Origin of the sequence: Planctomyces sp. SH-PL62, assembly GCF_001610895.1 — a bacterium.
Taxonomy (GTDB): domain Bacteria; phylum Planctomycetota; class Planctomycetia; order Isosphaerales; family Isosphaeraceae; genus Paludisphaera.
On sequence record NZ_CP011273.1, the window covers coordinates 1815374 to 1835100 of the forward strand.

The window sequence follows — 19727 nt, forward strand, 5'->3', positions numbered from 1 at the left end:
CGGGCCCCCTCCTCGCGCGGAGGAGGGGGCCGGGTTCGATCGGCGGGCGCCTTACTCGGCCTTGGCCTTGGGAGCAGAGGCCGGGGGAGCCCCGGCGGGAGCGGCCTGGGCCTGGATCGGCGGGAAGAGATCCTTGGGCATGGGCTTGACCTCGACCTTGGCCGCCTTCCGGGCTTCGGTGAGAAGGTTCCGCTGGAGCTCGGCGGCGTAGCCCGAGGTGATGTACGGCTTGTTCTGCTCGAAGTCCACCGGCTTGCCTTCCTTGCGGTCGGTCACCTGGATCAGGTGGTAGCCGTAGGGGGTTTCGACGGGCTCGGAGACGGAGCCCTGCTTGAGCTTGAAGGCGACGTCCGTGAACTCGGGGATGAAGCCGCTGTTCAGGTTGAAGAAGTCCAGGTCGCCGCCGGCGCCTCCCTCGTTGGCCGGGTCCTCCGAGTACTTGTCGGCGGCCTGGGCGAAGGTCAGCTTGCCGGCGTCGATCTCTTTCTTGATCGCCAGGAGCTGCCCCTTCACCTTCGCCTTGTCGGCGGCGGAGGCGTTGGGCTCGGTCTTCCGCAGGATGTGGCTGGCCCGGACCTGGGTCCCGCTGAACAGGTCATGGTTGGCCGCGAGGAACTTCTTCAGCTCGGCGTCGGTCGCCTTCGCCTTGACGTACTCGATCCAGCGCAGGCGGTCCTCGATCTCCTTCTTGATCTCGTCGAGCGAGAAGCCGTTCTCCAGGAGCGACGTGGCCAGGTCCTTGCCTTCGGACTTGAGCCCCTGTTCCAGCTTGCCGATCTCCTCCTGGACCTGCTCGGGCTTGATCGTGATCCGCTGGCGGTTGAGGAACTGGGTGACCAGCCTCGTGTTGACCAGCGTGTCGACGGCGTCGCGGTAGACCAGGTCGCGATCCTCGGTGGGGGGGATCGGGTACCGGGTGATGACGTTGTAGACCTCGCCCTTGGTGATCTTCTCGGTCGCGCCGTTGTAGTCGACCGTCGCGACGACCTCGGCGGGGTTGGCGATCGCGGGAGGCGCCCCGGCCTGCCCCTGCGGCGGCGATCCGGCCTTCGGCTGGGCGGGGGCGTTCTGGGCGACGGCCATGCCGGCCGCGATGTTCCATCCGACGACCGCCGCGACGACGGCCAGACTGGCGAATACGATCCTGCGCATCAAGGGCTCTCCCTACACAAAGGCGACGGACCGACCGACGCCCGAGGGCTCCATCCGGTCGGGCCTCCTCCTCAGTCGTTCGCACGGGACGACGAGTCGGCCGATTTTCCGGATTATAACGATTTCCTCAAGTCCCGCCGCGCGAATCGCCCCAGAAACCCTGGGGGCTCTCCGAACCGGCGGAACCTGCCCGACGGCGCCGTCATGTCGGGCGACGTCGCGGCCCGCGGCGCGGAGTCGCGGAGACGGACGGGAGGGCGGCGACCGACCTGGTCGAGCGTCTCCGGGCCGGGCTCCGTGCGCCGGGGTTGCGGCGACGAATGCGGTGGTCGATGATGTTCACGCCAGGCGCCAGCCGCGACGCGTACCAGGCCAGCAAGCGACGGGGGATGGATCGGTGCCCAAGACGATTTCGCGGAGGGGAGTCCGCCTCCTCAGGACCATCCTCACCGGCTTTTTGATGACCTTCACGGACGCCGCGTCCCGCGCCGACGACGCGCAAGCCCTGGTCGGCCCGGCCGTCGTCGACCGTTTGATGGAGGGGCTCGATGAGGGGGTCCGCGTGGGAGTCGACGTCTTTGAACTCCCTCGAACGCAGGGGGAGGCCGCCGTTCTCCGGAAGAACGCGGACGCCGTCCTCCCTACCGCCAGCGCGATCAAGACGGCGATCATGATCGAGATGTTCGCGAAGTTCTCCAGGGACCTCGACGCCCCGCCCCCCGGCCTCGATGACATCCTGAAGGACGATCATCCGGCGGTCGCCCATTTCGAGCCCAGGGGCCGCGAGCAGATCCGGGCCGGGCTCTCGGGGGCGAGCGTGCGACGGATCGGCCGCGTGATGTTGGGTTCGGACAACGCGACGAACCTCGTGTACAACGCGGCCTCGAACGTGGCGATCGCGCTCCTGGGCGGCCCCGACGAGGCGACCCGGCTGGTCCACGCACGCGACCCGGGCTTCGCCTCGATCATGGTCCGCCGCTACATGCTGACCGATCGCAAGGCCCGGGGCGACAACGAGTCGACCGCCGAGGGCCTCGGCGCAGTCCTCCGCCGTCTCGCGTCGCGCGAGGTCCCGGGCCTGGACGCCGCCACGGTGGAAGCCTGCCGGACGGCCGTCGAAGTTTCCGACGACGCCGCTCGGGGCCGTCGCCGTTTCAAGAACGGGGCGCTCGACTCGCTCCCGATCACCCGCGTGGTCACCGGCTGGTACGAACGGCCCGACGCCCCGACGATCGTCTACGTCGTCATGCTCGCCCTGGACGATCCGGGCGCCACGCCCCCCGCCGAGGCCGCCGCGAAGCTCCAGGACGCGGCCGACCGGATCGCCAGGGACGCCGTGGACGAGTTGCGAGGAGCGAAGCGGGGGCCGGATCACCCCTGAGTTCCTCGGCTCTGCGGTGATTTGCGGCTCAGGAGCCGATCAGGAGCAGGAACGCCGAGGTCCAGGCGATGGTCCGGATCCAGTTCGTCGCGACGAGTCGTCGGATCACGTCGGCGTCGCGCCCGCCCGCCTGCAAGGCGTCGTGGGCGGGGACCGAGAGGGCGATCGTGGACACCCAGGCGGCGCCGACCGCGACGGCGGCCAGTCCCAGCCTGACGTTCGGACGGTCGAACAGAAGCCACCCCAGCAGCGCGACCTGGGCGAGCATCAAGGGGCCGACGATCCAGGTGATGGCGCGGGTGTACCGAGAGTGCCAGGAAACGAACGACTCGGGGACAACCGCCGCGAATCCCGGGTAAACGATGCGCTGCACCATCCAGATCAGGATCACGAGCCCGAAGGAAACCAAACGACAGGCCTCGTCGACCGTCATCTTCGGGCGTCTCCGCTCGGAACGTCTCATGTGGTCGAAGGAAGGACCGAGGGGACGCGGCGGCGTCCCGAGATTCTGTCAGGGTCGGGAACGGTCGGGGAAAGGGGCGGGGAGTCGGAAGACGGTGGATTGTTCGACGGGTTCGAAGTCGAGGGCCTGGTAGAAGGCGAGCGCCGGCTCGTTTTCGGCCAGGGTCTGGACCTCCACCACCTGGAAGCCTCGCTCGCGGGCCTCGCGGACGACCTCGCCCATGAGGAAGCGGCCGTATCCGTTGCGACGATGAGTCGCGGCGACCTCGACGTCAAAGACTCCCAGTCGAGCCCGACCATCGACCCGGCCGAACGCGCTCATGTCCCAGGTTTTGGCGCGTGCCACCTCGGCACCATCGTCGCGTGACCGCAGCGAGGCGTAGATCGGATGAAAATCGCCGAGGGCGATGTTCTCCCACCACGACGTGGGGAGATGGTCCTCGTCGAACTGGAGGTTGAGCTGGCGTCGCAGGATCGCCGCCCGGGGATCGCGGGGATCGGGGCGGGTCAGGTCGAAGTGCAGGTGAACGGCGGTGCCGATCGGCTCATAGCCCAGGCTGCTGAGCGCGGAGGAGAACCGGTTGTGGCTCGACGGTACGCCGGAAGCCTCGCTGCCGCCGTAGATCCCCCAGTAGAACGGATTCAGCGGGAAGCGACCGCCGCCGTAAAGAACCTTGGCTCCCTTGCTCCGAAGGTAGCGTTCCGCCTCGACGACGAGGGCCTGCGCCACGGCCGCCTCCTCGTCGCCCGGCTCGGCGGCGAGCATCGAGACGACGCCCAGGTCGTGATCGAGATGGAACGGAAGCTCGGGATGGGTCTCATCCGGGCCGAACCCCGCGTGCACGAACCCGACGGGTCGACCGTCACGCTCGGCGACGATCAGCCCCCGCGGGTCGAAGATGACCGGATTGAACGCCTGGTCGTCCAGCTCGTGAACGCGCAGCGGGCGTGCGGCCACGGACTCGGGAACGGCGGCGTTCCAGAGCTTCAGCAGGGCGGGGGGGTCGGGATTGCGAAAGGGTCGAAAGTGGATCACCGGCGAAGTCGCGAGGTTCCAGGACGTCGGGGAATTGGACCGACGCGGCCTCGGCGCGGCCGGTCCGGCGGTTCAAGGCACGAGCACCAGCACGTCGTCGCCCTCGACCTTGACTTCGAAGACGTCGACCTTGATCTTCGGTCCCAGCGGCGTCTGGCCGGTCTGGACGTTGAATTCCCAACCATGCCAGGGGCAGGCCACCATGCAGCCTTCAAGCGGGCCGTCGGCCAGCGGGCCCCCCTGGTGGGGACAGATGCCGTCGATCGCCGAGATCTGGCCGTCCACGTTGAACAGCGCGTACACGCGCCCCTCGAACTCAACCTCCTTGGCGCCGCCGACGGGGAGTTCCTCGCGGGTGGCCATCTTCACGAACTTGGGCATGCGCACGACCTCGACTGCTCGGCACGCGGTCGCGGCGACTCGCCGGACCTCTCCTCGACGCCAGTCTACCACAATCACGACCGATCGTGGGGGGTCGGCGAGGTCCCGGCGTTCTAGATGATTACGCGAAAACTCGACGGTCGGTCGAAGCTTCTCAGGGGCGGGGGGGAAGCGAGCGCGACGCCTGCGGGGAGGCCGCCTCGGGGGGCCTGCCGATCTTGCCTCCGCAACCGTAGATCGAGCACCAGCCGACGAACTCCCAGCAGTCGCGGTGATGGGGCGCGCCGCATTTGACGCAGACGACGAGGGGGCCGAGATCGGCGACCTCGCCGCAGACCTTGCAGACGGCGGGGCCTTCGTCGGGGTCGGGTTCGCCGTCCTCCTCAAGGAGCGTCACGCCCTCGCTGATCCGCTTGCGGACCCCTTCGCGAAGCCCCTGGTGGATCGTCAGCGTCTCGGCGACGGCGGCGACGAGGGAGTCTTCGTCGTCGCTCAGATCCCGGTCGAGTTGCACAAGGAGCCGCTCGGGGCTGACCGCGAGCGTCAGGCCGCCGGGGCGCACCAGGCGCTGGAGCCCCGCGATCGCCCACCTGGTGGCCGGCGCCAGGAAGTCGCGGGCCATGTCCGGGTCGTTGGCCTGAACGACGAACGCGCCGTCGAACTCGCGGTCGCCCAGAAAGACGGGCTGCGTCCCCTTCGCTGGGGGTCGGAGCTGCGGCGACTCCCGAGGCGCGAGATCGAGCCGGAACGGAATCCCCCGTCGGAAGCGGACGACGACTCGGGTGCTGATCACCCCCGGGCGGCGAGCCGAGGCCGGCGCGAGGCCCACGCGGACGAGATCCTCCCCCTGCGGGAAGCTCACGATCGGCGAGTCGGACAGGCCGCGGGTCTCGTAGCGGCCTCCGTGACGGGCGGCCAGCCGGCGAAAGGCGCGATAGCGCGAGCCGGTCACCCAGGCCGCCGACTTGGCCAGCAGCCGGATCAGCCCATACGCCACCAGAACGCACACCGCAAAGCCGATCAAGCCCATGCGAGGTCGTCGCTCCCGTCGGCAAGGGGAAGGGAAATCGCCGGGACGCGACTCCCATCTTAAAGACGGCGGGGCCGCCCCGGCAACGCGATAATCCCCCGAATCCGAGGGTCGGGCTCAACCCTCCGCCACGGCCAGGGTGGCGACGTATCCCGGTCGCGGGGAGACCTCCCAGAGCGTCCAGCCCCGGACGATCGGCCAGGGCGAACAGCGTCGGAAGTCGTCGGCGGGGGGGGCGGTCCCGAACAGGGTCTCGAATTCGGTGGCCAACCCGGCCAGGCCCACCCCCTGGGCCTTCACGACCGCCTCCTTCCGGGTCCATCCCCGGATGAACGCGGCGGCCCGGCCGTCGTCGTCGAGCTTCAGGAACTCGGCGACCTCGTCGGCCGTGAAGTAAGACTGCACGATCCGCTCGGCCTGCTGGATCGGTCGCGTCTGCTCCACGTCGACTCCCAACTCCAGATGACGGGCGACGGCGATCAGGGCCAACTCTCCCGAATGCGTGACGTTGAACCGCCAGGTCTCGTGCGCGACGTCGGATGATGTCGGCAGGGCCGGCTTGCCTCCCGGCCCCACCTGGAACCTCACGTCGGCCGCCGGAATTCCGGTGAGAGCCCCCAAAATCGCCCGCAGAGCCCCCCGGCAGCGCACGAAGCGACGGCCGTCGCGGGCGCGGACCAACCGCTCCGCCCGGGCGCGTTCCTCGGTCGAGAGCCGCTCCCACTCCGGCGCGTCGCGGAAGGCGTCTCCCTCGGGGCCGGAAGACAGGTCCACGCGGTAGACGTGAACCTCCCGATCGGCCGGGGCCTGGTTGATGGTCGCGAGCCCGGATGGGTAGTCGAGCAACCTCGGGGGGGGCGGAAAGTCGTTCGGCGACGGCATCGTTCGTTCCAAATGGGGGCCGGGCGCGGGGCCCGCCTCTCGGGACGACGGAGGGGAGGGGCGCGGGCCAGGCCCTTGTATCAGAACCCGGCCCTGGTATTTATTGGAAGTCGATTTGCGAGGAGTCCACACGACTTCGAACCGAGGGTTTCACATGGCCGGGTATCGACGGAGCATCCGACTGCTGAGATCGGCGACGGCCGGGCTGGTGGGCGTCACGCTCGCGCTGGCGGGGTCGACGACTGCGGCCCAGGGGACTCCCCAGGAGGGGAAGGGACCGAAGACCAGGGTGGACCCCAAGATCAACGACCAGTTCCAGAAGCCGGGGCACGCCAAGGGCTTCATCGAACGATTCGAGTCGCACGACCGCGAGGTGTTCGCGAAGCGGGATGCGATCGTCGCCTCCCTCGGGCTCAAGCCCGGGATGGCCGTCGCCGACGTCGGCGCGGGGTCGGGCCTGTTCACTCGGCTGTTCGCCGAGAAGGTCGGCCCTGAAGGCCGGGTCTTCGCCGTCGACGTCTCCAAGGAATTCCTCCGCCACATCGCCGCCGAGTCGGAGAAGAACGGCCGGAAACAGGTCAAGACCGTGCTGGGCTCGCAGGACTCGACGAACCTCGAGGCGAACTCCGTCGACCTCGTCTTTCTCAGCGACGTGTACCATCATTTCGAGGATCACGAGAAGATGCTGGCGTCGATCCGCCAGGCGCTCCGGCCCGGCGGGACGCTCATCCTGATCGAGTTCGACCGCGTCGAGGGGAAGAGCAGCGAGTTCGTGCTCAAGCACGTCCGCGCAGGCCAGGCGGAATTCCTCCGTGAGATCGAAGCGGCGGGCTTCACCCTGGACGCCAAGGGGGCTCGTCCCCAACTGGTCGAGAACTTCTTCGCGCGATTCCACAAGCCCGACGCGCCGGTCGCGCCGTGAGCGGCCTCGCGAGGTCCCACGTCGACCCGGCCCGTCAGCACGGGCCGGGATCGGCGAAGCCCCCCTCGCGACGCAGGTGGTTCCAGACCTCGACGAACGCCTGGGTCTCGGCGTCTCGCCACGACAGGCCCTCATCCTCCAGCTCGTTCGACCGGCGTCCCCAGCGCTCGCGGGCGTCGAGCGACCACGCGGCGACGACGCTTCGATAGGCCAGGGGATGGAAGACCGGCGGCGGCGGGGTCCGGTCGACCGGCTCGGGCCGGAGGGCGGGAGCCGCCTTCCGAGGACGTCGGAACCGAACGGCCGGGGGACCGTCCGCGAACGGCTGCGGGGCTGCTAAAGTGGACGCCTCGGCGACCGGCATGTTGAGCCGACGCTGGACGCCTCCCCGACGACGCGAGGCGGTGGACGCTCGCTGCAACGCACCAAGTTCACTCATCGAACGCGTCTCCTTCCGGTGCCGCGGTTCGTCGTTCGTGACGCCGATGGCGTGTCCGTCGCCGCCCTGATTCTATCTCCAGCCTCTCCAGGGTTCAAGTGTTCACCAGGCAGGTTTCCTATCCTGCTCCTATCTGGAAGGATACTCCCGGGAGGACAAACTTTTATGGGAATCGCGATGTCCCCCTCCGAAGACCGGGCCGAAGCCGCCGACTTTTCCGATTCCGCAGCCGGCGAGGCCAAGATGCCGGCGGAGTTCGGCGTCTGGATGGCGGTGTCCGTGGTGGTCGCGAGCATGGTCGGCACCGGGGTCCTGACGACTTCGGGCTATACGATGGCGCTCGTCGGCAGCAATCGGTTGATGCTGGCGCTCTGGCTGGTCGGCGGCCTGATCGCCATCTGCGGCGCGCTGACCCTGGCCGAGTTGTCGGCGGCGCTCCCCAAGACGGGGGGGGATTATGTCTTTCTCTTCGAGGCCTATGGACCGCTCGCGGCGTTCCTGTCAGGCTGGGTCTCGTTCCTGATGGGGTTCTCGGGCCCGAGCGCCACGGCGGCTTACGGCTCGGCGAAGTACGTCCTCGCCCCGCTTCGGCTCTCGGGGACGAACGCGATGCTCGCGGAGCGCGGGCTGGCGACGGTGGCGATCCTGATCTTCGCCGCGATCCACGTCTCCGGCCGGCGGCGGACGTCGCTCGTCCAGGGCTGGATCACGGGGCTGAAGGTGGCCGTCCTGCTGGTCCTGATCGTGGCCGGGCTGTCGGTGGGCTGGCCCAACACGGCGAACCTGAACGACGCCCGGCCGATCGACGCCGGCCTGGCGAAGACGATGCTTTTCTCGATGGTCTTCGTCTACTACGCGTACACCGGGTGGAACGGGGCGTCCTACCTCGCGGGGGAGATCCGCGAGCCCCAGAAGGTGCTGCCGCGGGCGATCCTGATCGGCACGGGGATCGTCGCGGTCCTCTATCTGGCGGTGAACGTCGTCTACGCGCTGGCGTTGTCGGCGGCCGACGTGCAGGCGATCGTCGCCGACCCGACCAACACCCAGGGGCTCGACGCCGTCGCGCCGATCGCCGAGATCGCCAGCCGTCGACTCTTCGGGGAGCAGTGGTCAAACCCGCTCAGCGTGGCGATCGGCCTGATGATGCTCTCGTCGCTGAGCGTGTACATGCTGCTCGGCCCCCGGGTGATCTACGCGATGGCCAAGGCCGGGCAGTTCCCGTCGATCGCGGCCCGACTCCGGCCGGGGACGCAGACGCCGGGCGTGGCGACGCTCTTCCAGATCGCCGCCACGCTGGTGTTGTTGTGGACGGGCTCGTTCGAGAACCTGTTCATCTACGCGAGCGTCGGACTGTCGATGTTCTCGCTCCTGGCGATGAGCGCGATCTTCGTGTTGCGGGTCAAGCGGCCGGACCTCCCGCGCCCGTTCCGCACGCCGGGTTATCCGGTCACTCCGGCCGTCTACCTGTTGCTGACCGGGACGCTGCTCGTCGCGGCGTTCGTCAGCGCGCCGTTCGTCTCGACGATCTCGCTGGTCAGCATGCTGGTCGGCATCCCGATCTACTTCCTGGCCTCGCGTTCCCGCCCGGCCGAAGCCGCCTGATCGCTCATTCCACGACCTCGGGGGCCTGGGTCTCGCCCGTCATCGTAATCGGCAGGCGGCGGACCTGGGTCCCCAGTCGGTCGGTGAAGTAGAGGCTCGACTCGGACTTCGCGCGGGCGTCGCCGTCGGCCCAGAGGGCGTGGAAGTCGGGATGGGCGTTCAGCGGACGGCGGGCGTAGGTGTGGTTGCGGGCCTTGTCGGCGGTGAGCTGCTTCACCCGGGTCCAGGTCGTCCCCTGGTCGGCGCTGGTCCACATCACCATGTCGCCGCCGGTGCCGAACGGCTGAGCGCCGGGCTCGGTGGGGGCGACCACGCGCCAGACGCCGTCTTCCTCGATGGTGAGGGAGCCGTGATCGTAATTGTGATCGGAGGTGGTGAAGGGCCGGACGACCCAGTCTCGGCCGTCCCAGCGGGCGGTCTGCCACTCGTGCGGACCGTACTTCGCGCCGGGTTGGTGGCCCTTGCTGGTGAGGAAGAGGACGACCGGACGACCTTCGGCGTCGAAATTCAGGTCCTTCAGATAGACGAGCTTCCCCTCGGCCTGGTAGTCGCGGACGAGCGCCGGGTTGTCGGGGTTGGTGAGCGGGAGGGGGACGGGCTGGCCGTCGGCGCGGGTCCAGGTGGCTCCGAAGTCGCGCGTCTGGAGATAGTACAGGTTCGTCCGGGCATCGAGGCCGAGGGGCCTGGGGTGGAAGTCGAAGACCGTCGCGACGGTCTCCCCACGGGCCCAGGTCACCTGATAGTCGCCCAGATCGATGTGGGCGACGGGGGTCGGCTCGCTCCATGCGCGGCCGTCAGGGCTGGTGGTAAATCGGAGCCCCCGGCCCGCCTGGTACTTGGTGTGCAGGAACAGGAAGCCGCGGCCGGGGACGGGCCACGGGTGGCCGTACGAGAAGTTCGTCTCGACCACCTTCTCGAATGCGTCGATCGAGCGCGGGGCGAGGCTCCGGTGGATGTACGACGGCCTCGCCGTGCCGTGGGCGTTTGAGAAGACCCAGAGGAACCCCTGGGCGTCGATCGCGAGGCAAGGGTTGTCGTGCGCGTCGTTCGTCTTCTTGTCGAGCAGGATCACCGGCCGGGGGAGGGTCCCGGTGGCGTGGTCGTAATACGAAACCATGTGCAGGATCGACTTCCGCGCCGGGTCGGCCCCGCCGTACACGAAGTACGTCCGATTCGAAGGCGCGTCGTAGATCGCGATCGGCGACTGCTGCTGGGGATAGGTCGCGAGCCCGCCGCTGTATTTGTACCTGTATTCATCCTTCGTCGAGCCGATCGAATACCAGCAGCCGACGTAGCCCTCGGCGCGGGGGAGGGGGCGAGGGTCGTCGGCGGCGAGGGCTGAGCAGAGCAGCAAGATCGGCAGGACGTTCACGGGCGGTTTCCTCGGCGTCGGGCGTCGCAAGGCCGTCGGCGGTCGTCACGCCCGCCCCCCGCGCCACGCGGGCGCGAGGGGCGTGGAGACCGGCTCACGTCCGGGCGAACTGGGATTCGCGGGGCGACTCGTAGCGGACGGCCAGATGGGGGGTGTCGAGCGGCTCCTGGCGGTTCTGCCGGGAGTCGAGGCAGCTTTCCAGCATGCCGCAGACGAGCATGGTCCGCTCGACGGGATACGCGGCGCGGCCGGTCTCGATCATGCGGGCGACCTTGTCCATCAACTGCGCCGAGTAGGCGACGTTGGGATTGGGCGGGAGCAGGAATTGCATCGAAAGCGGGTCGGGCCGCCCCTGGACCTTCACGGCCAGGTTGTAGTCGGCCAGGACGCCGTTGAGCATCAGGAGCGTGGCGCGGGTTCCGTCCGCGTACTCGATGAAGTACGCGGCCGGGTTCTGGGCGATGAGCGCGATCTCATCCCCCTCGCCGAGCGCCTGGGGGCGGCCGTCCTGGACCGAGAGGCCCTGGAGCGAGTCCGTCCGGGAGAGCGCGGCCCCCAGCAGCTCGCGCGACCATCGGCCGGCGTCGGCCGCCTTCCAGACGGCGTCGCCCTCGATCATCTGGACGCGGCGGACGCCCGTCTCGCCGCCGCGACGGCGCTCCAGCACGGACTGCATCGCTTCGAGCGCGTGATAATCCATCGGGTCCGAGCCGCCGACGCCGACCATCAGGGCGTCCTCGACGACCGCGCCGTAGGGCAGGTCGACCGAGGGGAGCCGCCAGGTGACGGGTAGCGACGAGCCGGCCAGGAACGGAAACTTCAGGCGTTTGGAGGCGTCGACCATCGCCTTCGCCTTGTCGAAGCTGTACGACAGGTGCTTGTCGTTGAAGACCGGGACGGAGCGGCCGTCGGCCTCGAAGACGTCGGCCGCCTGCTTGAAGAACTCGTAGCGGGGGTAGAGGATCTGCCCCTTCTCGTTGCGCGGATAGTCGCCGTGCTCGCCGATGATCAGGACGGCGTCGACGGCCAGCTTGTCGCCCCCCTGGCGGAGCGCCTCGGGGATGGTCGGGTAGACCTTGAACCCGAAGGTCGAGGCCCGCTCGGCGCTCTGGTCGTCGTCCGGCTTCTGGTCGACGTAGAGCGAGACGACGTCGATGGCCGGCTTCTTCCAGGCCCCGTCGATCGGGTAGCCGACGAGGAAGCGGTCGCCCATGTGCTGGGCGTGCGACAGGTATTTCCAGACGGTCGTGACGATCGCCAGCCGCTTGCGGGCGGGGGGCGATTGCGGAGCGTCGTCGATCGGCTTGCGGCTTCGCATGGCTCGGACTCAGCTCCTCATATATTGCGATTCGCGGGGGGCTTGATAGACGATCGACGCCAGGTCGGGGGTCTCGGCCCGACCGCGCTTCTCGGCCAGGAGGTCGACGGCGGTGCAAAGCACGCCCGAGGTCAGCAACGTCCGCTCGACGGGGTAGGGCGCCCGGCCGGTGAGGAACATGGCCTCGATGTGGTTCGCCAGCGGGCTGAAGAAGTTCGGCAAAGTCTGATTCGGCGAGATCCCGCAGAGGTACAGCTGCGTCGAGCGGATCGCCGGATCGTCCTCCAGCTTGAGCGCGACCGTGAAATCGGCCACCAGTCCCGACATCATGAACAGGCTGCCGACCAGGCCGTCGTTGTAGTGCAGGCGATAGAGCAGGGGGTCCGGGACGAGCTTCGCCGCCTGCTCCAGGTTCGGGAAGGCGTTGCCGTAGCCCGGCATCGGCGAGGTCAGCCGGAAGCTCCGGCAGAGGCAGGCGTCGAACAGGGCCTTCGTCCGGGCCGAGCCCCCCGAAGCGGGGTCGAGCGCCTTCCAGACGTCGGCCCCGCGCAGGGCCTCGACGGCCTTCACGCCGGTCTCGCCGCCGCGACGACGCTCGACGAAGCACTGGAGCGATTCGAGGCCGTGGAAATCATAGCTGTCCACGCCGCCGTAGCCGACGCAGACGGCCTCCTCGATCGGGGCGTCGGGGGGCGTCTCGTACTCGGGGATGCGCCAGGTGAGCGGCAGCGACGAGCCCGCCAGGAACGGGAAGTTGAGTTCGCGGGAAGTCGCGACCATCTCCTTCGCCCAGTCCCAGTTCCACGACAGGTGCTTGTCGTTGAAGACCGGGACGGAGCGGCCCGACTTGCGGAAGACGTCGACCGTCTGCTTGAAGAACTCGTACCGTGGGTAGTGCATGCGGCCGCGATCGTCGCGGAGATAGTCGCCGTGCTCGCCGATCAGGGCCACGCCGTCGACGTCGAGCGTCGGGCCACCCCGGGTCAGGGCCTCGGCGATCGTGGGGTAGACCTTCAGGCCCGGATGGCGCGCGACGCGTTCGTCGGTCAGATCGCCCTTGGGCCGCTGGTCGACGTAGAGCGAGACGACGTCGAGCGCCGGCCGGTGGTGTCCCCCTTGCCAGCCGTAACCGTCCATGAATCGGTCGACGATCCCCTGGCCGTGGGAAGTCTTGTAGTAGCAGGTGACGATAGCGGCGATCCTCGGCCGGGGCTTCGGCGTCGTCGCGACCGCCGGCTGGGCCTCGGCCCGCCCGCGGGCGGCCCCGACGGCGCCGGCGGCCATCGCCCCCATCGCGGCGCGGCGCGTCCAGGCGAAGCCGGGCGCGGGATCGGGTTCTTTCACGTCCATCGGCGTTCCTCCAGCGACTTCGGCGGGTGTTCAACGCCTGTATAACAACCCGGCGACCCCGAGTCCAGGAGGCGTCGTCCTGCGTCCAAACCAAGTTGCCTGAAAGGGGGTTAACGGATATGTTGCGGCCCGGTTCCGCGCAGCCATCCGAGGAGCGGTCGTCATGGAAGACTCGCAAGCGTCGATGATTCAGCATGGGGCAGGGCAGCGGACGCGCCGGGACGGCCCCTCCACGGCCGGCTCGTCCACGCCCCCCCGCGGCGGCGCGGCCCCGGCCGAGGCAAGCGGATCGCGTTCGCGATGGTGCTGCTCGGCATGGCCTGGGGGGCCTGCGAACTGGCGGCCTGGCCGTTGTTCCGGCTCGCGACCGGCCAGCGGTTCTCCTGGTCCGCCCTCCAGGACGAGCGCCGGGAGCGGGCGAACCGGCCCGACGGAATCGGCGGCGCGGTCTTCTCGCAGGTCCACCCCTTCGTCGGCTACGTCCGCGATCCCCGGCCCGACAGCGGGGTCGTGCGCCAGAGCGACGGCCGGACCATGCCGGTCTCGAACTTCGGCTACGTGGACGACAAGGACCCGATCCACAAGCGCGAGCCCGGCAAGCTGATCGTCGGGATCTTCGGCGGCTCGGTCGCCTCGTACTTCGGGGTCAACGGCGTGAGCCGGCTGGAGCAGGCGCTCCGACGCTCGCCGGAATTCGCCGACAAGAAATTCGTGTTCGTCAACGCCGCGCTCGGCGGTTACAAGCAGCCCCAGCAGCTGACCACGCTGGCCTACCTGACGGCCCTTGGGGCCGAGTTCGACCTCGTCGTCAATATCGACGGCTTCAACGAGGTGGCGCTCCACGAGCTGGAGAACGCCGGGCACCACGTCTTCCCGGCCTTCCCTCGAAGCTGGCACGCGCGGGTCGGCATGAACGACCCGAGGCTCGGCTCGGCGCGGGCCGAGTTGAACAACCTGGAGGATCGTCGCATCACCTGGTCGCGGTGGGCCTCGACCTCGCCCTGGCGGTGGTCGATCGTCGCGAATCTCGTCTGGAAGTTGCAGGACCGCCGCCTGGAATGGTCGTCGTACTCGATCACCAAGGGGCATCAGGAACTGAAGGATCAGGCCGGTCCGTACGTCGCCACCGGCCCCTTGCGCGAGTTCGGCGGGCGGGACGAGCTGTTCGAGCACATGGTCTCGATCTGGTCCAACAGCTCCCTGGCGATCCACGCCCTCTGTCGCCAGAACGGCACGCGGTACGTCCATTTCCTGCAGCCCAACCAGTACGTCGCCGACTCCAAGCCGATGGACGCCGCCGAGCTTCGCGTGGCCTTCAACGCCGACCACCCGTATCGCCGGGGCGTCGAGGCGGGCTATCCGCTCCTGCTCCGCGAGGGCCAAGCCCTCCGCGAACGCGGCGTGGCCTTCCACGACCTCACCGGGATCTTCCGCGACCATCCCGAGTCGCTCTACATCGACGACTGCTGCCACTACAACCAGGCGGGCCTGGAGATCATGGCCGAAGCCGTCGCCCGCGCGATCCTCGACGACCCGACGCCCACGCCCTGACTCAGTTGTAGATGAAATAGACCGACGCCGTGCAGGCTCGGTCGACGGTCACGCGCACCCAGTGCGCGGAGTAGCCGTCCGGGAAGACGTGGAAGCCGTATCCCTTCGACGACAGGGCGATCGTCTGGTAGGTCTTCCACGAACCGTCGCCGAGGAAATCGACCTCCACGGTGAACCGCACCGGCTCGGTCGAGTCGTGCGAGAGGTGGAGGACTTTCTTGTCGAACCCGGTCATGAGGTAAGGGTCGGAGACCGCGCCGGCCTCGACGGGGTCGTTCCACCAGGGGCCTCCCCAGCCGGTGGGCTTTCCCATCTTCCAGAGGTCGTCGATGTTGCCGAACCAGAGCCCGGACTGGGGCTGGCCGACGACCGAATCCCCCTGATCGCTGGCCATCACGAACAGGCCCCGCCAGTGGAGGAAGTCGGGGATCACCCGGAGGTGCGACGCGATCGGCCGCACGCCCCAGAGCTTGCCGGCGTAGCGGTGCAGCGGCATCTCGTAGAAGAGGCCGAAGGCGTCCATCAACTGACGCTCGGTGGACGCCTCGCGGATCCGCATCCATTCCGTGCACCACTGGTGGTCGAACGTCTGGCTGGACTTCGGCAGCCGATACCTCGACCACTCGCCCCGGTCGAGCACCCGGAGGATGGCCGACCGCTTGTCCCAGCCCAGGGCGTAGAGCGGGTCGGACGGCGAGTAGCGGCCGGAGACCTCGACGAACGGGTTCTTCTCCAGGATGGTCCAGGTCTTACCGTCCCACTCGGCCAGCCGACCGGCCTGGCGTTCGCCCAGAAACTCCTTCTCGTCGTACGAGTTGTTCGCGACCACGAGCCGCCCGTGGGCCGTGTGCGCCCCCTTGAAGTGCTTGTAGCCGTCGATCCCCAGCTCCTTGATGAGGTCGTAGAGGAGTTTGGATTCGAGCGTGTGGAGGTCGGTCTCGAAGAGGAGGCCTTCCATGGTCAGGAAATAGACCTTGTTCTCCGGGTCGGTCAGGTGCCTGGCCGTGGCGGTCAGGCGGTGCCCGGACAGCTCCTTGATGGTGCGCACCGCGCCGTGCTCGTCGATGACGTGGGGGCCGATGATCGCCTGGCGCGTCCCCCAGTGGACCATCCGATTCGCGAAGGTCCCGGTGACGGACTCGGGGTGCAGCCGGACCGCCATGTCCTCGCGGATCTCGTAGAGCCCCAGCCCGGAGCCGGTGATGTGGGCGACGTAGCCGACCGCCCAGAGCCGGTCGGCCCAGGGGATCATCGCCCCGATCCCCGCCTCGGTCCGGCTGCCGGTCTTCGGGGCCATGACGGCCAGCTGCGGGAAGACGCCGCCGACGTTCAGCTCGGAGCGCCGCCAGGCGAAGCGGTCGTCGACGGGCGAGGCCTCGCCCTCGACGACCGGCCCGGCTCCGGGCTGTTCCTGCGCCGCCAGCCGGGGCGCGACGAGGGCGAGGATCAAGGCGACGCAGGCGGAGCGTGTCGCGTGCGGATTCATGGCGGTCTCCCAGAACGGCCCCGAGGCCTCCAGCCCAGCGACGGGCCCGGCGGCGGGGGCCATCCTAACAGCCCTGAGGGCGCTCTTGAACCCGGTCGGCCTGACGCCTGAAGGGGGGCGAAGGAGTCGCGAGGGGGCGGGACAATCGTTAAGCTGGATCGACCGAGGGCCGCCGATGAGACGGCCTTCGCCAAAACAATGATGAATTGGAGGTCGCTGATGCAGCGTCGTGATGCGAATACGCGCCGAGGGTTCCTGAAGACGGCGGCGGCGGCCTCGACGGCCGTGACGATCCTGGCCCGCAACCCGGAGACCGAGGCGGCCGCCTCGGCGCTCGCCAAGGCCGGTCCCAACGACAAGGTGCGGATCGCGACGATCGGCATGGGGATCATCGGCTTCATCGACACCGACTGCGCGCTGCAGGCGCCGGGCGTCGAGCTGGTCGCCGCGGCCGACCTCTACGAAGGCCGTCGGACGCGGGTCAAGGAAAAGTACGGCGACCACGTCTCGACCCACGTCGACTATCGCGAGATCCTCGACCGCAAGGACGTCGACGCGGTCTTGCTCTGCGTCCCCGACCACTGGCACGCCCAGATGTCGGTCGACGCTATGAAGGCCGGCAAGGCCGTCTACTGCGAGAAGCCGATGGTCCAGTCGCTGGCCGAGGGGCCGGACGTCATCAAGGTCCAGCAGGAGACCAAGGCCGTCTTCCAGGTCGGCAGCCAGTTCGCCAGCTCGATCGTCTTCGAGAAGCTCCACGAGATGATCGCCGCCGGCGCGATCGGCAAGCTGAACGTGGTCGAGGCCCGATACAACCGCAACTCCTCGCTCGGAGCCTGGCAGTACACCCTGCCGCTGGACGCCTCGCCCGCGACCGTCGACTGGGATCGGTTCCTGGGCAAGGCCCCCAAGCGGCCGTTCGACGCCACCCGCTTCTTCCGCTGGCGGAACTACCAGGACTACGGCACGGCCGTCGCCGGCGACCTGTTCGTCCACCTGCTGACCGCCATCCACCGCGCCACCGACTCGCAGGGCCCCAACAAGGTCGCCGCGATGGGCGGGCTCCGCTACTGGGACGACGGCCGCGACGTCTACGACGTCATCCTCAGCCTGCTCGACTATCCGGCCGTCGAGGCCCATCCCGCCTTCACCGTCTCGCTCCAGTGCGACTTCGAAGACGGCGGCGGAGACGCCACCTCGTTCCGGTTCGTGGGCGACGAAGGCGTGATCTCCACCGACCTCGCCTCGCTCAAGCTGGAGCGTACCGGCATCTCCTGGCCGACCCCGGAACAGGAGCTCAAGGGGTATAACTCCGTCCAGACCTTCTCCAAGGCTCAGCAGGACGCGATCGCCGCCAAGCTCGCCTCCGAGCCGAGGAAGGGTCGCAAGCCGGCCCCCTACGAAGGGGCCCAGAGCTTCCAGCCCCCGGCGGGGTACGACCCCCGCCTCGACCACTTCGTCAAGTTCTTCACCTCGGTCCGCCAGGGCGAGCCGGTCTACGAGGACGCCGTCTTCGGCTACCGCGCCGCCGCCCCGGCCCTCCTCTGCAACACCAGCCTCTATGAGAGCAAGCTCATCGGCTGGGACCCGATCAAGATGCAGGTCACGGCCTGAGGCCCCCGCCGATGATTGGGTTCGCTCGCGCCATCCCGCGAGCGAACCCAATCGAGGCAAATCGCTTGCTCAAAAACACTTGGAACGAATACTCGGCCACACGGATTGGGTTCGTTCGCGCGTTTTCGAAGGTCGCAGACCGTTCGGCCGGGGTGCCCGCCGGCCCATCCCGAAATCGGCTTCGTTCGCGACGCCCCCGAACCGAACCCGATCAACATAACTGTCTTACTTGACATCACTTAGACCACAGGGCCGGCTTCCAAAATTGGGTTCGTTCGGCGCAAAACGTGGTCGTTGCCGTTCAACCTGAATCGAGCCCGCCGCCGGCGTGCCGCGCGGTCCGCGCGCACTCTCCCTTAAGGAGAGGATGGTCGACGAACGCCGTTTGCGGAACGACGATCGGCGTCGTTCGTCACCGGCCCCGGCGGGCGCGGAGGCTCTCGGGGAACAGGTCTTCCTGAACGATGTTCCCCTGGTCGTCGAACGGGATTGGAAGATAGTCGGAGTCGAAGGCCAGCCCGGGATGGGCCTCGACTTCCCCGGCGAGCGGACTCGTGACCCAGAGCGTGGTGAGTTCGAGGGTGTTGGGAATCAAGGCGAGCTTCGCCTCGGCCGGGTCGATCCGCCAGCAGGTGTCCAGGCAGGCGGCGATCACGTCGCGGTCGGTCGGCAGGGCCAGCGGGACTCGGGCGCGGGCCAGGAAGTTGCTGGTGAAGCTGTTCACGCGCATCGGCGTCGGGTCGATCGCCCGCACCAGCCGCTCCGTGGTCAGGTCCGCGAACCCGATCCCCAGCGCATTGCCGCGCGATTCCTCGGAGACGTCGAGCACGGCCAGGCGGGTGACGACCGGCGCGGGGTGGTCGCGCATGGTTTCGACGCGGAGGCGGCCGATGACGTTCGGGTCCATCCCGGTGCCGCTGTAATTCTTCCCCAGCTCGCCGACGATCAGCACGTCCAGCTCCGGGAACGGCAGCCCCGGCATCAAGGCGCGGGCCTCCGTAAGCAGGGCGGGCTCGACCTCCAGGATCTCCTCGGGCTCGACCGCGACGATCCGAGCGACGCGATCGGCGGCGTTCTCGATGATCGCCAGCCCGAGCGCGACGGGCGTTCGCTTCAGGAGGAACGCGCCAACTTCCGGGAGCAGCCTGATCAGGCCGGGGAGGCCCAGCTTGTGGACCTGCGCAGCCCCCTCGCGCTTGCCCAGGCCGACGGCCAGCATCTTCAGCAGGCCGCTCTCATACGAGCCCGTGAACGAGGTGTGGGGCTTGACGCGGTTCAGGAGGATGACGCCGTCAGCGTCGAACGCGTTGCGGTCGAAGTGGATCGGCAGGCCGAAGGCGTTGGTCCCCAGGACGACGGTGTCCATCTCGCAGCGGACGGGGCAGCCGACGCTTCGTTCGGTGACGCCCAGCTCGGCCAGGAGCGCCCGCTGACCTTCGGCTGTCCCGCCGCCGTGGCTCCCCATCGCCGCGACGACGAAGGGGTGGAAGCCGACCGAGCGCACGGCCGTCGCGACGGCCCGGACGATCTCGGGCAACCCGGCGATCCCCCGACTGCCGACCGTGATCGCGACCTGGCCGCCGGCCGGCACCCGGGCGACGAGGCCGCTGGCCACCACGGCGCGAGCCGCGGCGTCGGCCGGGTCGGGGAGCTCGGGCTGGTCGAAGGTCCGTCGGACCCTGGCGATGGTGGGCGTGTTCATGATGTTGCGACCCGGCTTCGCGGGGATCTCCCGCGGATTGCCGACAC

17 protein-coding genes are annotated in these 19727 nt (G+C 68.7%); 5 read left to right on the forward strand and 12 right to left on the reverse strand.

Features of this window, described 5'->3' with window-relative positions:
• Positions 1-51: 51 nt before the first annotated feature.
• On the reverse strand, positions 52-1152 hold the full coding sequence (locus VT85_RS07010) for a peptidylprolyl isomerase (protein WP_068412527.1): 1101 nt from the start codon (positions 1150-1152) through the stop codon (positions 52-54).
• 397 nt (positions 1153-1549) lie between these two features.
• Between VT85_RS07010 and VT85_RS07015 the strand changes: the two genes are divergently transcribed.
• Complete coding sequence (locus VT85_RS07015) at positions 1550-2533, forward strand: serine hydrolase (protein WP_068412530.1); 984 nt, start codon at positions 1550-1552, stop codon at positions 2531-2533.
• A 28-nt stretch (positions 2534-2561) separates the two neighbouring features.
• Here the strand turns inward: VT85_RS07015 and VT85_RS07020 are convergent, their stop codons facing one another.
• The 5 genes from VT85_RS07020 to VT85_RS07040 all read right to left on the reverse strand — a co-directional run bounded on the left by VT85_RS07020 (position 2562) and on the right by VT85_RS07040 (position 6324).
• Positions 2562-2966: a hypothetical protein gene (locus tag VT85_RS07020; RefSeq protein WP_068412533.1), complete on the reverse strand. Its 405-nt coding sequence runs from the start codon at positions 2964-2966 to the stop codon at positions 2562-2564.
• A gap of 78 nt (positions 2967-3044) precedes the next feature.
• A complete protein-coding gene (locus VT85_RS07025) occupies positions 3045-4031 on the reverse strand; it encodes a GNAT family N-acetyltransferase (protein ID WP_068412536.1) in 987 nt (328 codons plus the stop codon).
• Between the two features lie 72 nt (positions 4032-4103).
• Positions 4104-4412, reverse strand: a complete 309-nt coding sequence (locus VT85_RS07030; RefSeq protein WP_068412539.1) for a Rieske (2Fe-2S) protein — start codon at positions 4410-4412, stop codon at positions 4104-4106.
• Between the two features lie 154 nt (positions 4413-4566).
• A complete protein-coding gene (locus VT85_RS07035) occupies positions 4567-5442 on the reverse strand; it encodes an RING finger protein (RefSeq protein ID WP_082858412.1) in 876 nt (291 codons plus the stop codon).
• 117 nt (positions 5443-5559) lie between these two features.
• Positions 5560-6324, reverse strand: a complete 765-nt coding sequence (locus VT85_RS07040) for a 4'-phosphopantetheinyl transferase family protein (protein ID WP_068412542.1) — start codon at positions 6322-6324, stop codon at positions 5560-5562.
• A gap of 154 nt (positions 6325-6478) precedes the next feature.
• On the opposite strand from VT85_RS07040, the gene VT85_RS07045 reads away from it, so the two are divergent.
• On the forward strand, positions 6479-7246 hold the full coding sequence (locus VT85_RS07045) for a class I SAM-dependent methyltransferase (protein ID WP_068412545.1): 768 nt from the start codon (positions 6479-6481) through the stop codon (positions 7244-7246).
• A 34-nt stretch (positions 7247-7280) separates the two neighbouring features.
• On the opposite strand, the gene VT85_RS07050 is transcribed toward VT85_RS07045, so the two are convergent.
• Positions 7281-7685: a hypothetical protein gene (locus tag VT85_RS07050; protein WP_156512721.1), complete on the reverse strand. Its 405-nt coding sequence runs from the start codon at positions 7683-7685 to the stop codon at positions 7281-7283.
• A 165-nt stretch (positions 7686-7850) separates the two neighbouring features.
• Here VT85_RS07050 and VT85_RS07055 point away from each other — a divergent pair, with 165 nt between their 5' ends.
• A complete protein-coding gene (locus VT85_RS07055) occupies positions 7851-9287 on the forward strand; it encodes an APC family permease (RefSeq protein ID WP_068412551.1) in 1437 nt (478 codons plus the stop codon).
• 4 nt (positions 9288-9291) lie between these two features.
• Here the strand turns inward: VT85_RS07055 and VT85_RS07060 are convergent, their stop codons facing one another.
• The 3 genes from VT85_RS07060 to VT85_RS07070 form a co-directional block, all read right to left on the reverse strand.
• A complete protein-coding gene (locus VT85_RS07060) occupies positions 9292-10659 on the reverse strand; it encodes a BNR-4 repeat-containing protein (protein WP_068412554.1) in 1368 nt (455 codons plus the stop codon).
• A gap of 94 nt (positions 10660-10753) precedes the next feature.
• Positions 10754-11977 carry a hypothetical protein gene (locus VT85_RS07065; RefSeq protein ID WP_068412557.1) on the reverse strand — a complete coding sequence of 408 codons (1224 nt, stop codon included), beginning with the start codon at positions 11975-11977 and terminating at the stop codon, positions 10754-10756.
• A 9-nt stretch (positions 11978-11986) separates the two neighbouring features.
• A complete protein-coding gene (locus VT85_RS07070; RefSeq protein ID WP_197491141.1) occupies positions 11987-13327 on the reverse strand; it encodes a hypothetical protein in 1341 nt (446 codons plus the stop codon).
• Between the two features lie 300 nt (positions 13328-13627).
• Here VT85_RS07070 and VT85_RS07075 point away from each other — a divergent pair, with 300 nt between their 5' ends.
• Positions 13628-14878, forward strand: a complete 1251-nt coding sequence (locus VT85_RS07075) for an SGNH/GDSL hydrolase family protein (protein ID WP_068412562.1) — start codon at positions 13628-13630, stop codon at positions 14876-14878.
• Between the two features lies 1 nt (position 14879).
• Here the strand turns inward: VT85_RS07075 and VT85_RS07080 are convergent, their stop codons facing one another.
• Positions 14880-16364: a hypothetical protein gene (locus tag VT85_RS07080; RefSeq protein WP_197491142.1), complete on the reverse strand. Its 1485-nt coding sequence runs from the start codon at positions 16362-16364 to the stop codon at positions 14880-14882.
• Between the two features lie 219 nt (positions 16365-16583).
• Between VT85_RS07080 and VT85_RS07085 the strand changes: the two genes are divergently transcribed.
• On the forward strand, positions 16584-17978 hold the full coding sequence (locus tag VT85_RS07085; RefSeq protein ID WP_068412565.1) for a Gfo/Idh/MocA family protein: 1395 nt from the start codon (positions 16584-16586) through the stop codon (positions 17976-17978).
• Between the two features lie 412 nt (positions 17979-18390).
• Here VT85_RS07085 and VT85_RS07090 read toward each other — a convergent pair whose 3' ends face one another.
• On the reverse strand, positions 18391-19680 hold the full coding sequence (locus VT85_RS07090) for a lactate racemase domain-containing protein (protein ID WP_068412569.1): 1290 nt from the start codon (positions 19678-19680) through the stop codon (positions 18391-18393).
• Positions 19681-19727 lie beyond the last annotated feature (47 nt).